This is a genomic window from Pseudomonas sp. 8(2025) (assembly GCF_052665325.1).
Genome location: NZ_JBQOIE010000009.1, coordinates 187,127 through 202,769, shown reverse-complemented (window position 1 = coordinate 202,769; position 15,643 = coordinate 187,127). Strand labels below are relative to the sequence as shown.

The 15,643-nt window shown below is 61.7% G+C and carries 12 protein-coding genes and 1 pseudogene; 7 read left to right on the top strand and 6 right to left on the bottom strand.

Going from position 1 to position 15,643, the window contains the following annotated elements; genetic code table 11:
- The first annotated feature begins 29 nt into the window (after window positions 1-29).
- On the top strand, window positions 30-1,457 hold the full coding sequence (gene sbcB / locus ACUXVH_RS18700; RefSeq protein ID WP_065365298.1) for an exodeoxyribonuclease I: 1,428 nt from the start codon (window positions 30-32) through the stop codon (window positions 1,455-1,457).
- A 104-nt stretch (window positions 1,458-1,561) separates the two neighbouring features.
- Here sbcB and mvaT read toward each other — a convergent pair whose 3' ends face one another.
- On the bottom strand, window positions 1,562-1,936 hold the full coding sequence (mvaT, locus tag ACUXVH_RS18695) for a histone-like nucleoid-structuring protein MvaT (protein ID WP_011063041.1): 375 nt from the start codon (window positions 1,934-1,936) through the stop codon (window positions 1,562-1,564).
- 346 nt (window positions 1,937-2,282) lie between these two features.
- On the opposite strand from mvaT, the gene purU reads away from it, so the two are divergent.
- Both purU and ACUXVH_RS18685 read left to right on the top strand, forming a co-directional pair.
- Complete coding sequence (gene purU, locus ACUXVH_RS18690; protein ID WP_011063040.1) at window positions 2,283-3,131, top strand: formyltetrahydrofolate deformylase; 849 nt, start codon at window positions 2,283-2,285, stop codon at window positions 3,129-3,131.
- 68 nt (window positions 3,132-3,199) lie between these two features.
- Window positions 3,200-3,382 (top strand): hypothetical protein, encoded by a 183-nt coding sequence (locus ACUXVH_RS18685; protein ID WP_011063039.1) that lies wholly within the window; start codon window positions 3,200-3,202, stop codon window positions 3,380-3,382.
- A 40-nt stretch (window positions 3,383-3,422) separates the two neighbouring features.
- On the opposite strand, the gene ACUXVH_RS18680 is transcribed toward ACUXVH_RS18685, so the two are convergent.
- On the bottom strand, window positions 3,423-4,187 hold the full coding sequence (locus tag ACUXVH_RS18680; RefSeq protein ID WP_370059447.1) for a methyl-accepting chemotaxis protein: 765 nt from the start codon (window positions 4,185-4,187) through the stop codon (window positions 3,423-3,425).
- Between the two features lie 93 nt (window positions 4,188-4,280).
- Window positions 4,281-5,312, bottom strand: a pseudogene (locus tag ACUXVH_RS18675) (HAMP domain-containing protein); the annotation flags it as partial.
- A gap of 193 nt (window positions 5,313-5,505) precedes the next feature.
- Here ACUXVH_RS18675 and ACUXVH_RS18670 point away from each other — a divergent pair.
- Complete coding sequence (locus ACUXVH_RS18670; RefSeq protein ID WP_065365299.1) at window positions 5,506-6,993, top strand: helicase HerA-like domain-containing protein; 1,488 nt, start codon at window positions 5,506-5,508, stop codon at window positions 6,991-6,993.
- Between the two features lie 14 nt (window positions 6,994-7,007).
- On the opposite strand, the gene ACUXVH_RS18665 is transcribed toward ACUXVH_RS18670, so the two are convergent.
- Window positions 7,008-7,463, bottom strand: a complete 456-nt coding sequence (locus tag ACUXVH_RS18665; protein ID WP_011063036.1) for a DUF721 domain-containing protein — start codon at window positions 7,461-7,463, stop codon at window positions 7,008-7,010.
- 322 nt (window positions 7,464-7,785) lie between these two features.
- On the opposite strand from ACUXVH_RS18665, the gene secA reads away from it, so the two are divergent.
- The 3 genes from secA (at window position 7,786) to ACUXVH_RS18650 (ending at window position 12,925) form a co-directional block, all read left to right on the top strand.
- Window positions 7,786-10,527: a preprotein translocase subunit SecA gene (secA, locus tag ACUXVH_RS18660; RefSeq protein WP_011063035.1), complete on the top strand. Its 2,742-nt coding sequence runs from the start codon at window positions 7,786-7,788 to the stop codon at window positions 10,525-10,527.
- A gap of 120 nt (window positions 10,528-10,647) precedes the next feature.
- On the top strand, window positions 10,648-11,865 hold the full coding sequence (argJ, locus tag ACUXVH_RS18655) for a bifunctional glutamate N-acetyltransferase/amino-acid acetyltransferase ArgJ (protein WP_015636776.1): 1,218 nt from the start codon (window positions 10,648-10,650) through the stop codon (window positions 11,863-11,865).
- Window positions 11,866-11,980: 115 nt separating this feature from the next.
- Window positions 11,981-12,925, top strand: a complete 945-nt coding sequence (locus ACUXVH_RS18650) for a Nudix family hydrolase (protein WP_011063033.1) — start codon at window positions 11,981-11,983, stop codon at window positions 12,923-12,925.
- Window positions 12,926-13,026: 101 nt separating this feature from the next.
- Here ACUXVH_RS18650 and ACUXVH_RS18645 read toward each other — a convergent pair whose 3' ends face one another.
- Together ACUXVH_RS18645 and ACUXVH_RS18640 are read right to left on the bottom strand one after the other, a co-directional pair.
- Window positions 13,027-13,602, bottom strand: coding sequence for a cob(I)yrinic acid a,c-diamide adenosyltransferase (locus ACUXVH_RS18645; RefSeq protein ID WP_065365300.1), 576 nt, complete (start codon window positions 13,600-13,602; stop codon window positions 13,027-13,029).
- 2 nt (window positions 13,603-13,604) lie between these two features.
- Complete coding sequence (locus ACUXVH_RS18640; protein WP_011063031.1) at window positions 13,605-15,641, bottom strand: sensor histidine kinase; 2,037 nt, start codon at window positions 15,639-15,641, stop codon at window positions 13,605-13,607.
- Between the last annotated feature and the right edge of the window lie 2 nt (window positions 15,642-15,643).

Below are 15,643 nucleotides of genomic sequence, written 5' to 3'. Positions count from 1 at the left end.
GCGGCGGTCTTTCAGTTCAGGAACAGGCCGTGACTTCCCTCTTTTGGTACGACTACGAAACCACCGGCATCAATCCGCGTTGTGATCGCCCGTTGCAAGTGGCCGGTATCCGCACCGACCTGGCACTCAACGAGATCGACGAGCCGGTCAACCTCTACTGCCAGCCCAGCGACGATATCCTGCCCCATCCGATGGCTTGCATGATCACTGGCATCACCCCTGGCCGTCTGGCCGAACAAGGCCTGGGCGAGGCGGATTTCATGACCCGGGTGCACGGGCAACTGGCGCGCCCCGGGACTTGCGGCGTGGGCTACAACACCCTGCGTTTCGACGATGAGATGACCCGCTACAGCCTGTATCGCAATTTCTTCGACCCCTACGCCCGGGAGTGGCAGGGCGGCAACAGCCGTTGGGACCTGATCGACGTGGTGCGCACGGCTTATGCGTTGCGCCCCCAGGGGATCGTCTGGCCCGAGGAGCAGGGGCAGGTAAGCCTCAAGCTGGAGCGCCTGACCGCAGCCAACGGCATCGATCACGGCCAGGCCCATGACGCGCTGTCCGATGTCCGGGCGACCATCGCTCTGGCGCGACTGGTTCGCGACAAACAGCCCAGACTCTATGACTGGCTGTTCCAGTTGCGCAGCAAGCAGCGGGTGATGGATCAGGTCCGCCTGTTGCAACCCATGGTGCACATCTCCGGGCGCTTTTCTGCGGCGCGCCACTACATCGGCGTGGTCCTGCCCCTGGCCTGGCATCCACGCAATCGCAATGCCTTGATTGTCTGCGACCTGCACCTGGACCCTCAGGGGCTGTTGGAGTTGGACGCCGAAACCCTGCGCCAGCGTTTGTACACGCGCCGGGAAGATCTGCTCGAAGGCGAGTTGCCGGTGCCGTTGAAACTCATCCATATCAATCGCTGCCCGGTCGTGGCGCCATTGAGTGTTCTGCGCAGTGAAGATCAACAGCGGCTGCACTTGGACATGGAGCTATATCAGCGTCGGGCTGTGGCCTTGAGCGAAGCTCAAGAAGTTTGGCGGGATAAACTTTCGGTGATTTATGGGCCGGATGAATTTGCCGCAAGCGATGACCCGGAGCAACAGTTGTACGACGGTTTTATTGGTGACCGTGACCGGCGTTTGTGTGAGCAAGTACGTGAGGCTGACCCGTTGCACTTGGCCCAGCAACAATGGCCATTCGATGATGAGCGCTTGCCGGAATTACTCTTTCGCTACCGTGCCCGCAACTTTCCAGAAACATTGAACAAAGCCGAGCAAGAACGTTGGCTGGTTTTTTGTCAGCAGCGTTTGCTAGATCCGCAACTCGGTGCACCCAATACCCTGGAAAGTTTCCGGCAAGGGCTTGAGCAATCGCTGTTAAGTGCGGACCCGGTGCAGCGTCAGGTTCTGGATCAATGGCAGGACTATGTACAGGCCCTGACTCGGCGCCTGGCTCTTTGAGCCGCGGCCCCGCTCCTTGGGCGGGTTGCCAGGGCATAAAAAAACGCCAGCATGCTGGCGTTTTCTCTGTAGGGCTGAAAAGCCCGGGCGCTCAACGGAGAGGCTTAGCCCAGCAGGGTGGCCCAGCCTTCTACCACGTCGCCGCCCCACTTGGCTTTCCACTCTTTCAGAGTCTTGTGGTTGCCACCTTTGGTTTCGATGACTTCGCCGTTGTGCGGGTTCTTGTACTGTTTAACTTTACGGGCGCGCTTGGTGCCGGTGGTTTTAACCGCGGCGCGAGGTGCTTTAACTTTCGAGTCCGGATCCAGCAGGGCGATGATGTCGCGCAGGGATTTGGAGTACTCGCCCATCAGGCTGCGCAGTTTGCCTTCGAACTCGAGTTCGGCTTTCAGTTTGTCGTCTTGGGACAGGTTCTTCAAACGCGCTTGCAGTTCTTTGATGGCTTCTTCAGTGGCACGGTATTCGTTGATCAGGGACATGAGGACTACCTTATTGAGCGCTGAGTGGCTGGGTGACAGTGTCGCAATAATAGTCAGGGAGTTTGAGCAAGTAAACATAATACCGCTGTTTTATTCGTCTCTCTTAGTGTGTTTAGGCGTAAAAGACATTTCGCTATTTAATAGGTTGATGCATTCGGGCCGGTTATTCACAAACTAGTTAAGCACTATTTACAAGTGCCATTACGGCGCCTGGAGTAGCGGCCGCTAAGCCGGGCTGGGGCGGCCCTTGGTGATCTACCCAGGGCGCTGGATGCAATGAATACTGCAGTTTTGTCGCGCAATCGCTAGAATGGCGACCTTTGCGAAGTTCTGGAGTTTCCCCCCCATGCGCACCTTTCGGTTGGTGATTTCTTGCCCTGACCGCGTTGGCATCGTTGCCAAAGTCAGTAACTTTCTAGCCTCCCACAACGGTTGGATCACCGAAGCGAGCCACCACTCGGACAATCTCAGTGGCTGGTTTTTCATGCGCCACGAGATTCGTGCCGATTCACTGCCCTTTGGCCTGGAGGCTTTTCGCGAGGCCTTTGCGCCGATCGCCGAAGAGTTCTCGATGGACTGGCGCATTACCGATACCGCCGAGAAAAAGCGCGTGGTACTGATGGCCAGCCGCGAATCCCACTGCCTGGCCGACTTGCTGCACCGCTGGCACAGCGATGAGCTGGATTGCCAGATCGCCTGCGTGATTTCCAACCACGATGATCTGCGCAGCATGGTCGAGTGGCACGGCATTCCTTATTACCACGTGCCGGTCAACCCGCAGGACAAGGAGCCGGCCTTCGCCGAGGTGTCGCGCCTGGTCAAGCAGCACGACGCCGAAGTGGTGGTGCTGGCGCGCTACATGCAGATCCTGCCGCCGGAGCTGTGCAGCGAGTACGCGCACAAGGTGATCAACATCCACCACAGCTTCCTGCCATCCTTTGTCGGTGCCAAGCCTTACCATCAGGCCTCGCTGCGCGGTGTGAAGCTGATCGGCGCAACCTGCCACTACGTCACCGAGGAACTGGACGCCGGTCCTATCATCGAGCAGGACGTGGTGCGGGTCAGCCACAGCGACAGCATCGAGGACATGGTGCGTTTCGGTCGTGACGTGGAGAAAATGGTCCTGGCCCGCGGCCTGCGCTATCACCTGGAAGACCGCGTGCTGGTGCACGGCAACAAGACTGTGGTGTTCTGATTGAAAAAAAACCAGGCGCGGGGGTTCAATACCCCGCTCCTGGTTTTGCACATCACGAGGTCAGCCCGATGACCGATCCACTGGATAAAGCCACGTCCAAGGCACCCGCCACCCTCGGCGAAGGTTGCCTGAGCCGTTATGACCCCGATGAGTTGAGCCCTGACGACGGCACCGATTTTCCCGATGCCGCGCAGTTGTGGGAGCAATTGCAGCAGGAACCCCAGGCGCCATCCCGGCCCAAGCCTGCTTGAGCCTGCCGCCGGCTAGCCGGCGGCAGGGCATTGGGCGCTTTCAGATCCTGAAACTGCCCACCAGTTGCTTCAAGCGTGCTGCCTGCTGCTCCAGATCGGAGCAGGCCCGCAAGGTGGCCTGGAGGTTTTCCACGCCTTCCTGATTCAGCGTATTGATCTCGGTAATGTCCATATTGATGGACTCCACCACCGAGGTCTGCTCTTCGGTCGCCGTGGCCACCGACTGGTTCATGCCGTCAATCTCGCCTATGCGCTGGGTCACGCTGTTGAGTCGTTCCCCGGCCTGGTTGGCGATTTCCACGCTGTCCTGGCTGTGGCGCTGGCTGTTGCTCATGGTGCTCACCGATTCGCGGGCGCCCACTTGCAGCTCCTCGATCATGCCCTGCACTTGCTGTGCCGACTCCTGGGTGCGGTGCGCCAGGTTGCGCACTTCATCGGCAACCACGGCAAAGCCGCGTCCTGCCTCGCCGGCCCGGGCCGCTTCGATGGCCGCGTTGAGGGCCAGCAGGTTGGTCTGCTGGGAAATGCTGGTGATCACTTCGAGGATCTGCCCGATGTTCACGGTCTTGCTGTTGAGGGTTTCGATGTTGCTGCTTGAGGCGCTGATCATGTCCGACAGTTGGTTCATCGCCTGGATGCTGCGATCCACCACTTGCTGGCCGTCTTCGGCGAGGTTGCGCGCATCGCTGGCTTGTTGCGAAGCCTGGGCGGCATTGCGGGCGATTTCCTGGGCGGCGGCCCCGAGCTGATTGATGGCGGCGGCCACGCTGTTGGTGCGGCTGGCCTGCTCGTCGGAGTTGAGCATCGACGAGTTGGAGGCGCTGACCACGCGCAGGGCGACTTCGTTGACGTGCTCGGTGGCCGAGGACACTTCGCGGATCGAGCCGTGGATGCGTTCGACGAAACGGTTGAAGGCGGTGCCGAGGATGCCGAACTCGTCCTGGTTATGGATGTTCAGGCGTCGAGTCAGGTCGCCTTCGCCATCGGCGATGTCCTGCATGGCCCGGGTCATCACGTGCAGCGGCTGCATCAGCAGGCGGATCAGCAGGCCCAGCAGGGCAATGGTCAGGGCCACGGCCGTCAGGGTGGCGATGATCGCCGAGGTGCGGAACTCGCTGAGCATGGCGAAAGCCTTGTCCTTGTCCACGGACAGGCCGATGTACCAGTTCACCGAGGACAGGCCCTTGATCTGGGTGAAGGTGACAATACGCGGCTTGCCATCGACAGTGATCTCGCTGAGTTCACTGCTGATCTTGGGGGTGTCCTGGGGGTAGACGTCCTTGAGGGTCTTCATCACCAGGTTCTTGTCCGGGTGCACCAGGATCTTGCCGTCGGCGCTGATCAGGAAGGCGTAGCCCATGCCGTCGAAGTCCAGGGCATTGATGCTGTCGGTGATTACTTGCAGGCTCAGGTCGCCGCCGACCACACCGATCCTCTGGCCGGCCTTGATCACGCTGTCGACGATGGAGATCACCAACTGGCCGGACGCCAGGTCGATATAGGGTTCGGTCAGGGCCGAGCCGCTGCTGCTTTCGGCACTCTTGTACCAGGGGCGGGCGCGAGGATCGTAGCCATCCGGCATCTTGCTGTTGGGACGGATGATGAAGGTGCCGTCATTGTTGCCCAGGTAGGCCCCCATGAAGGTCGAGCTGACGGATTTCTGTTCCAGCAGGTTGCTGACATTCGCAGGGTCCGTGTTGAGGGCCACCGACTGGGAGATGTTCTCGATCAGCAGGGCGCGACCGGCGAGCCAGGTCTGAATATTTTTTGCCGTGACGTCGCCCATTTCCTGAAGATAGTTGTCCAGATCATCACGAATGGCGTTGCGTTGCAGGTAATCGTTGTAGAGCGTGAATAGTGCAAATGCAGCTATGACGATCAGCGAGGCGGCAAGCAGGATCTTGTGGCTGAAGCGCAGATTTTTGTTCATGGCTTGGGGTGTCCGCTAAGGTCTTTGAGTCCAGGGCATCGGGTTGGAAAAACGCACAGAAGGGCGGTGTTATAAGTAAGCTGATATCTCCATCTATCCCACGGGAATTACCTGACCTTTATTTCAGATACTTCTGATCCATCATTTATTCATATCGACCGTGTAAGGCCAAAGATTAACCAGGGGTGACAAAATGCCTGACTCATCGCAACTCGTAATCGGTGCCGGCCTCGATGGCCTGCCGATCGCCCAGGCCATGCGCCTGGCCAACCGCCACGGTCTGGTGGCGGGCGCCACGGGCACCGGCAAGACCGTCACCCTGCAGCGCCTTGCAGAAGCCTTCAGTGATGCCGGGGTGGCGGTATTTGCCGCAGACATCAAAGGCGACCTCTGTGGGCTGGGTGCTGCGGGCAACCCCCAGGGCAAGGTTGCCGAGCGGATCGCCGGCATGCCCTGGCTCAAGCATCAACCACAGGCCTATCCGGTGACCCTGTGGGATATCCATGGGCAAAGCGGTCATCCTCTGCGCACCACCCTGAGCGAAATGGGCCCGCTGCTGCTGGGCAGTTTGCTGGAACTCACCGACAGCCAGCAGTCGGCGCTCTATGCGGCGTTCAAGGTGGCTGATCGCGAAGGCCTGTTGCTGCTCGACCTGAAGGACCTCAAGGCGTTGCTCAACCACCTCAAGGACAACCCGCAGCTTCTCGGGGACGATGCTGCGTTGATGACCACCGGCTCCAGCCAGGCGCTGTTGCGGCGCCTGGCGACCCTGGAGCAGCAGGGCGCCGAAGCACTGTTCGGTGAGCCGGCGTTGCAGCTGGAGGACATTCTGCAGCCGGCCGCCGATGGTCGCGGGCGGATTCATCTGCTCGATGCCAGCCGCCTGGTGCATGAGGCGCCGAAAGTCTATGCGACCTTCCTTTTATGGCTGCTGGCCGAGCTGTTCGAGCAACTGCCGGAGCGGGGCGATGCGGACAAGCCGCTGCTTGCGCTGTTCTTCGACGAAGCGCACCTGCTGTTCGCCGGTACTCCCAAGGCCTTGCAGGACCGGTTGGAGCAGGTGGTGCGGCTGATTCGCTCCAAAGGTGTGGGGGTGTATTTCGTTACCCAGTCGCCCGGGGACCTGCCGGACAATGTACTGGCTCAATTGGGATTGCGTATCCAGCATGGCTTGCGGGCCTTTACTGCCAAGGAACAGAAGTCCCTGCGCGCCGTGGCGGATGGTTTCCGTCCCAACCCCGCCTTCGATGCGCTGGCGGTACTGACCGAGCTGGGCATCGGCGAAGCGCTGGTGGGCACCTTGCAGGACAAGGGCACGCCAGAAATGGTCCAGCGGGTACTGGTGGCGCCGCCGCAGTCGCGGATCGGGCCGCTGACCGAGGCCGAGCGCCAGGCCCTGATCGCCAGTTCGCCGCTGCTGGGGCGCTATGACAAACCGATCGACCGCGAATCAGCCTATGAAGTGTTGCTGGGGCGCAAGGAGCTGGCACCGCAGGATCAGCAGCCTTCTGGCAAAGCAGCGGTTGAAGAGCCCAGCCTGGCCGACCGGGCGGGTGAGTTCCTTGGCACGGCTGCCGGGCAGGCATTGAAGTCGGCCATGCGCCAGGCGGCTAATCAATTGGGACGGCAACTGGTGCGGGGCTTGATGGGTTCCCTGCTCGGCGGCAGCAAGCGGCGCTGAAGTACAGGCTTGAGTCAGCCCCGCGGTTTGGCGTGGCTGGCCAGGCGCTCCAGGGCCGCGCGCAGGTTGGGGTCGGTGATGCCCTCTGCGGTGGCCTGGATGGTTTCAGCGGCGTTGTTCGACAGGTCCATGGTGTGTCCCGCGGCCCCTTGCTGGACCGTCGGCGGCTGGACCTTGAACAGGATGCGCGTCAGGTTGCTGAACTCGTTGAACTCCAGCAATTGACGTTGCAGACGCTTTTGCTGATAGCGCAGGCGCGTTGCCCAGTGCCCGTCGGTGACGATCAGCAGCAGGCTGCCTTCACGCCAGGAAGCAACGTGGCAATGTTCGCGAGCGGCCGGCTGCAGCTGGCTTTCCAGCAGGCGCTGCAGATGCGCCAGGCGCTGGGCGTGGCCGAGTATGGCTTTCAGAGGCTTGGCTTCGCGAAGAAGAACGGCGGGAGCGCGTGCCGTAAGGGGGCGAAATGCCATGATCAGAAACCTGAAGTTACAGAGGCGCCATGGTAGCAGAAAGCGCCCGCCACGCCGGCGCCATCGCTTGTTCGTACTTTGATCAATTTCTGGTTCTTTGCTGATCGTAATCATTAACTTCTGTGGTCAATGGGCTTGAAGTTCAGCGAAAAGCCCTTATTTTAGGTGAGCCCCGTCACAGCGCTGTGCCAGCATCGTGGAATAACGCCACTTTCCTCACCATCGTTTCCGGGTAGAATGCTCGTTCGCATGCGGCCATGAGGGCTGCTCGGGCGACTCACGGGGCCGCCCTCCAACCCTATGTGTGGAAGATCCTGCCGATATGTTTGCGCCTTTGTTAAAGAAACTTTTTGGAAGCAAGAACGAGCGTGAAGTCAAACGCATGCTCAAGACGGTACAGATCGTCAATGCCTTCGAAGAGCAAATGGTGGCCCTTTCGGACGATCAATTGCGTGCCAAGACTGCCGAGTTCAAGGCCCGTATCGCCAAGGGTGAAACCCTCGACAAACTGCTTCCCGAAGCCTTCGCGGTCGCCCGTGAAGCCGGTAAGCGGATCATGGGAATGCGCCACTTCGATGTGCAACTGATCGGCGGCATGACCTTGCATGAAGGCAAGATCGCCGAGATGCGCACTGGTGAGGGCAAGACCCTGGTAGCGACCCTGGGTGTGTACCTCAACGCGCTGTCCGGCAAGGGCGTGCACGTGGTGACCGTGAACGACTACCTGGCTCGCCGCGACGCCAACTGGATGCGCCCGCTGTACGAATTCCTCGGCCTGAGCGTCGGCGTGGTCACGCCGTTCCAGCCGCCTGAAGAGAAACGTGCTGCCTACGCCGCCGACATCACCTACGGCACCAACAACGAATTCGGTTTCGACTACCTGCGCGACAACATGGCTTTCAGCATGGAAGACAAGTTCCAGCGCGAGCTCAATTTTGCCGTGATCGACGAAGTCGACTCGATCCTCATCGACGAAGCCCGTACTCCGTTGATCATTTCCGGCCAGGCTGAGGACAGCTCCCGCCTGTACACCGAGATCAACAAGCTGATCCCGCGCCTGGAACAGCACATCGAGGAAGTGGAAGGCCAGGTCACCAAGGCCGGGCACTTCACCGTCGACGAGAAGACCCGCCAGGTCGAGCTCAACGAAGCCGGTCACCAGTTCATCGAAGAAATGCTGACCCAGGTCGGCCTGCTGGCTGAAGGCGAAAGCCTCTACTCGGCGCACAACCTGGGCCTGTTGACCCACGTTTACGCCGGCCTGCGTGCGCACAAGCTGTTCAACCGCAACGTTGAATACATCGTCCAGGATGGGCAGGTGGTCCTGGTGGACGAACACACCGGTCGTACCATGCCCGGTCGCCGCTTGTCCGAAGGCCTGCACCAGGCCATCGAAGCCAAGGAAAACCTCAATATCCAGGCCGAGAGCCAGACCCTGGCCTCGACCACCTTCCAGAACTACTTCCGTCTGTACACCAAGCTGTCCGGCATGACCGGCACCGCCGACACCGAAGCCTTCGAGTTCCATCAGATCTACGGTCTGCAGGTGATGGTGATTCCGCCGAACAAGCCGCTGGCCCGTAAGGACTACAACGACCTGGTGTTCCTGACTGCGGACGAGAAATACGCCGCGATCATCAACGACATCAAGGAATGCATGACCCAGGGCCGTCCGGTGCTGGTAGGCACCGCGACCATCGAAACGTCCGAGCACATGTCCAACCTGCTCAACAAGGAAGGCATCGAGCACAAGGTCCTGAACGCCAAGTTCCACGAAAAGGAAGCGGAAATCATTGCCCAGGCCGGTCGCCCGGGCGCCCTGACCATCGCCACCAACATGGCCGGTCGTGGTACCGACATCCTGTTGGGCGGCAACTGGGAAGTGGAAGTGGCTTCCCTGGAGAACCCGACTCCGGAGCAGATCGCCCAGATCAAGGCCGACTGGCAGAAGCGCCACCAGCAAGTGCTGGAGTCCGGTGGCCTGCAGGTGATCGCTTCCGAGCGCCATGAGTCCCGTCGTATCGACAACCAGCTGCGTGGCCGTGCCGGCCGCCAGGGCGACGCCGGTTCCAGCCGCTTCTACCTGTCCCTGGAAGACAGCCTGATGCGTATCTTCGCCTCTGACCGGGTGAAGAACTTCATGAAGGCCCTGGGCATGCAGTCCGGCGAGGCGATCGAGCACCGCATGGTGACCAACGCCATCGAGAAGGCCCAGCGCAAGGTCGAAGGCCGCAACTTCGACATCCGCAAGCAGTTGCTGGAGTTCGACGACGTCAACAACGAGCAGCGTAAAGTGATCTATCACATGCGCAACACCTTGTTGGCCGCGGACAACATTGGCGAAACCATCGCCGACTTCCGCCAGGACGTGCTCAACGCTACCGTCAGCGCCCACATCCCGCCGCAATCGCTGCCTGAGCAGTGGGACGTGGCAGGCCTGGAAGAAGCCATCCAGAGCGGCTTCGGTGTCAGCCTGCCGATCCAGCAATGGCTCGACGAAGACGATCACCTGTACGAGGAAACCCTGCGCGAGAAGCTGCTCAACGAGCTGATCGCCGCGTACAACGAGAAAGAAGACCAGGCCGGTGCCGAAGCCCTGCGCACTTTCGAGAAGCAGATTGTTCTGCGGGTACTGGACGACCTGTGGAAAGACCACCTGTCGACCATGGACCACCTGCGTCACGGTATTCACCTGCGTGGTTACGCGCAGAAGAACCCGAAGCAGGAGTACAAGCGCGAATCCTTCACCCTGTTCTCCGAGTTGCTCGACTCCATCAAGCGCGACTCGATCCGCGTGCTGTCCCACGTCCAGGTGCGTCGCGAAGACCCGGCCGAGGAAGAGGCTCGCCTGCGTCAGGAGGCCGAGGCTCTGGCCCAGCGCATGCAGTTCGAACACGCCGAGGCACCGGGGCTGGATCAGCCGGAAGCCCTGGAAGAGGGCGTCGAGGTCGATGTGGCCCTGGCCACCGCGCCAGTGCGCAACGAGCAGAAGCTTGGCCGCAATGAACTGTGCTACTGCGGTTCGGGCAAGAAGTACAAACACTGTCACGGCCAGATCAACTAAGATCCCCGCCAGACACTGAAACACCCGCGCCGTGACGGCATCAGCCGTCGCGGCGTTTTTCCATTTGCGGCACCGTCTTTTGAGACGACGGTGCAGACACCTGATAAGAGGAGCGCATTCATGGCTGTTGGTCTTGGTCCTTTGCCTACGTTGCACCCGGTTGCCGGCTTCGAGCTTGGTATCGCTTCGGCCGGCATCAAGCGCCCGGGGCGCAAGGATGTGGTGGTCATGCGTTGTGCCGAAGGCTCCACGGTGGCGGGGGTGTTCACCCTCAACGCGTTCTGCGCCGCACCGGTGATTCTGGCCAAGCAGCGGGTACAAGGCCCGGTGCGGTATCTGCTGACCAACACCGGTAACGCCAACGCCGGCACTGGTGAGCCGGGCCTGGCCGCGGCGTCCCGCACCTGCGCCAAGCTGGCGGAGCTGACCGGCGTCGATGCCAGCGCCGTGCTGCCTTACTCCACCGGGGTGATCGGCGAGCCATTGCCGGTAGAGAAAATCGAAGGCGCTCTGCAAGCTGCGCTGGACGACCTGTCCGTGGACAACTGGGCTGCCGCCGCCACTGGCATCATGACCACCGATACCCTGCCCAAGGGCGCCAGCCGCCAGTTCCAGCATGATGGCGTGACCATCACCGTGACCGGCATCAGCAAAGGCGCGGGGATGATCCGCCCGAACATGGCAACCATGCTCGGCTACATCGCCACTGACGCCAAAGTCTCCCGCGAAGTGCTGCAGAACCTGTTGCTGGACGGTGCCAACAAGTCCTTCAACCGCATCACCATCGACGGCGACACGTCGACCAACGACTGCTGCATGCTGATCGCCACGGGGCAGGCCAAGCTGCCGGAAATCACCAAGGCCGAGGGCCCGCTGTTCGCTGCCCTGAAGCAGGCGGTGTTCGAGGTGTGCATGGAAGTGGCCCAGGCCATCGTCCGTGACGGTGAGGGCGCGACCAAGTTCGTCACTGTGGAAGTCAACGGCGGGGCTACTTGCCAGGAGTGCCTGGACGTGGGCTACACCGTGGCTCACTCGCCACTGATCAAGACCGCGCTGTTCGCTTCGGACCCGAACTGGGGCCGCATCCTGGCGGCAGTAGGTCGTGCCGGAGTGCCGGACCTGGATGTCAGCAAGATCGACGTGTTCCTCGGCGAAGTCTGCATTGCCAGCCGTGGCGCCCGTGCTGCCAGCTACACCGAAGCCCAGGGCGCGGCGGTGATGCAGCAGGAAGAAATCACCATCCGCATCGAACTGGGGCGTGGCGCGTGCAGCGAAACCATCTGGACCACCGACCTGTCTCACGAATACGTGAAGATCAACGCGGAATACCGCACCTAAGAACCTCGCCGGCGTTGCCGCTCCTGCTGTAGGAGCCGGCTTGCCAGCGAAGCGCAGATCCAAGGCCCGGCCCGCAAGGGCCTGGCCAACATGCCTGAGCAGAGGAAGTAGTGCGGTGAAACGAGTACATGTGGCTGCGGCCGTTATCCGGGATGCCAGCGGCAAGATCCTGATTGCCCGGCGTGCCGATACTCAACATCAAGGTGGCCTGTGGGAGTTCCCCGGCGGCAAGGTCGAGCCCGGGGAGGCGGTCGAAGCCGCGCTGGCCCGCGAGCTACAGGAAGAACTGGGCATCGCCGTCACCGCAGCGCGCCCGCTGATCAAGGTGCAGCACGATTATCCGGACAAGCAGGTACTGCTGGATGTCTGGGAAGTCTCGGCGTTCAGCGGTGAGCCTCACGGCGCCGAAGGGCAACCTCTGGCCTGGGTCACTGCTCGTGAGCTGGCCGACTATGAGTTCCCCGCGGCCAATCAGCCGATTGTCGCTGCCGCGCGTCTGCCAGCCCAATACCTGATCACCCCGGAAGGCCTGGAAACCCCGACCCTGCTGCGAGGCATGCAAAAAGCCGTGGCCCAGGGCTGCAAGCTGATTCAACTGCGGGCTCCCGGCGGCTACGACCCGCAGTACCGCGACCTGGCGGTGGATGCGGTGGGCCTGTGCGCTGGCAAGGCGCAACTGATGCTCAAGGGGCCCTTCGAATGGCTGGGGGATTTCCCCTCGGCGGGCTGGCACATCACTGCGGCGCAACTGCGCAAGTACGCCAGCGCCGGGCGGCCGTTCGGCAAGGATCGCTGGTTGGCGGCTTCCTGCCATAACGCCGAGGAGCTGTCCCTGGCCCAGCAGATGGACGTGGACTTCGTGACCTTGTCTCCGGTACAGCCCACCCAGACCCATCCGGATGCACAGCCATTGGGCTGGCAACAGGCCGAGCAACTGATCAGCGGTTTCAACAAGCCGGTGTATCTGCTGGGTGGCGTGGGGCCCGCCGAATGCCAGCAGGCCTGGGCAGCGGGTGCTCAAGGTGTAGCGGGTATCCGCGCCTTCTGGCCGCAGGATTGAAGACATCCTCAATGGCAGCCTGGGCCCAGGTCTGCGGGAGCAGGCTTGCCTGAGAGGCATCGTCGGGCGCTTGCAGGCCCTTTCGCCCGCAAGCCGCGTGGTCAGGGCTTGGCGGCAGCCTGCCAGAGGATTTCGGCAATGCCCTGGCGCTTGGCGATCAGTCGGGCGGCGACAAACAGCAGGTCCGACAGGCGATTGATGTAGGCCAGCCCAACCCCTTGCAAAGGCTCAACGGCATTCAGGTGCTGACAGCGACGCTCGGCGCTGCGGGCCAGGCTGCGGCAGACATGGGCCTGGGCGATCAGCGCCGAGCCGCCGGGCAGGATGAAGTTCTCCAGCGGGCCCAACTCCTCGTTCCACAGATCGATGGCCGCCTCCAGGCGCTGTACTTCGGCCTCGTTGAGTGCCTGATAGACCGGCATCGCCAGCTCGCCACCCAGGTCGAACAACCGATGCTGACAGGGAGCCAGCACTGTGATCACTTCTTCGAGCCCGGGGCAGTCACCGCTCTGCTCACCGAGGCCTGCCAGTAGCAGGCCCAATTGGCTGTTCAGGGTATCAACCTCGCCAATGGCTTCGACCCGAGGGTGATCCTTGGGCACCCGACGGCCATCCCCCAGTCCGGTTTCGCCTTTGTCGCCAGTGCGGGTGTAGATCTTCGACAAGCGAAAGCCCATGTTCAGTTCTCCAGTGGTAACGGTTCTTGGACCAGCGGCTGGCTGCTGGCCAGGGGCAGGCGCAAGGTGAAGCAAGTGCCCTGCCCGCGAGTGGACTGCACCTCCATCTGCCCCTTGTGGTTATTGGTGATGATGAAGTACGACACCGACAGGCCGAGCCCGGTGCCCTGGCCGATTTCCTTGGTGGTGAAGAAGGGCTCGAAGGTACGCTTGCGCACGTTTTCGCTCATGCCGATTCCGTTGTCCTCCACCTGGATCTCTGCCCAGGGCGGATTCAAACGGGTACGCAGGATGATACGTCCGGGTTCGCTGTCATCTTCGCGCTGATGGATGGCCTGGGCGGCGTTTTTCAGCAGGTTGAGCAGCACCTGTTCCAGTTCGTTGGCAGTGCCGGCAACCGGGCCCAGGTTCGGGTCGAACTGGCGAATGATCGCCTGGCCCTTGAAGTCGAAGCCAATGGCCAGGTCGAAGTCGTTGCTGGCGATCTCCACCGCCTGGTCGATCAGCGCCGGCAGGTCGCAGGGGGCCATCTGCCGGTTGCTGCGCCGGCTGAAGCTGAGCATGTGGGTGACGATCTTCGCCGCCCGGGCTCCGGCCTGCTGAATGCCATCGAGCAGTTGCGGCACTTCGCGGCTTTCCAGGTAGCGATTGACGGTCTGCAGTTCAACACCGATCTGCTGCGCGTGCTCAAGGTTCTTTGGCAGGTCGGCAGACAGTCGTCGGCGAATGTTCTGTACGTTGTGCAGGATCGCTCCCAGCGGGTTGTTGATCTCATGGGCCATGCCGGCCGCGAGGCCGCCCACCGAAAGCATTTTCTCCGATTGCACCATCATCTCTTCCAGGGACAGGCGCTGGGTGATGTCGTCGATACGGATCACCACCCCGCGTCCGGCGCCCCCCATCAGGGGGTAGAAGGTCAGGGCGTAGTGCTTGGGTTCTTCATCCTTGAACCAGGTGACCCGCTCGACCTTGGTCACCGTGTGCTGTTCGACGGTTTCCTTGAGTTGCGGCAGGAACGGCTTGAGCGGTTCGAAGGCGAGGAAGATCGGCTGGTTCAGGGCTTCGTCGAGCCGGGTGCCGGACAGGGCGCTGGCTTCCTGGTTCCACTGGGTGACGTAGAGCTGTTCATCCAGAGCGATCAGCGCCGAGGGCATGGAGTCGATGATGCTGTTGAGGTAGTTCTGAAAGCCGGTGAGCTTCTTCTCGATCTTGCTGCGCACCTGGACTTCCAGTTCCAGCTTGCGGTTGGTATGGCGGGTTTCCTCCGCCAGCCCCTGGGCCTGGTCGTAGGCGGCCTGGGAGTCGTCCCGGGCGCGCTTGAGCTGCTGCTCGCGAGCTTCGATGCGCGACAGCATGGTGTTGAAGGCTTCTGCCAGGCTGCCGATTTCATCGTGGTTGCCCCGGGCTGCGCGCAGGGCGTAGTTCTCCTCGCGGGTGACCTGGCGCGACAGTTCCTCGAGCTGATGGATCGGCTGGGTGATCAGGCGCTTGATCTGCCGGGCGATGACCAGCCACAGCAGCACACTGAAGATCAGGATTCCCAGGCTGGCGGTCAGGGTGCCGGTGTAGAAGGCCATCGGCAGTTCGCTGGTGGCCACCAGCAGCAGGTGGCCGGGGGCCTGGCCCGGGCGGGGCAGGGTGATGACCTGGTTGCTGCGAAACTCGGTCATTTGCCAGGCTTCGATGTGCCGGTAGCGTTCGGGCAGCTTGAGGCGTTCGCCGTGCTGCAACTGGGCCAGGCGCTGGCCCTTGCCGTCATAGAGTGCGGCAGCCCGCAGCGGGGTATAGCTGTCGAGTTCGTTGAGCAGCTTCTCGGCATCTTCGGGGGAGTTCAGCGCCTGGATCGCCAGGGTCGGATTGGACACCAGGCGGCCAATGGTCTGCAGCGCCTGGGGCGCCATGCTTTCCTGGGAGATCCAGTAGGCCGCGCTGATAAAGGTCAGGTTGGCGACCAGCAGAACGGTGGTCAGCAGGACAAGCAGGGCGGCCAGGAGCTTTTGGCCCACTGGCAGGTTTTCGAGGCGCTGGCGCAATGGCATCG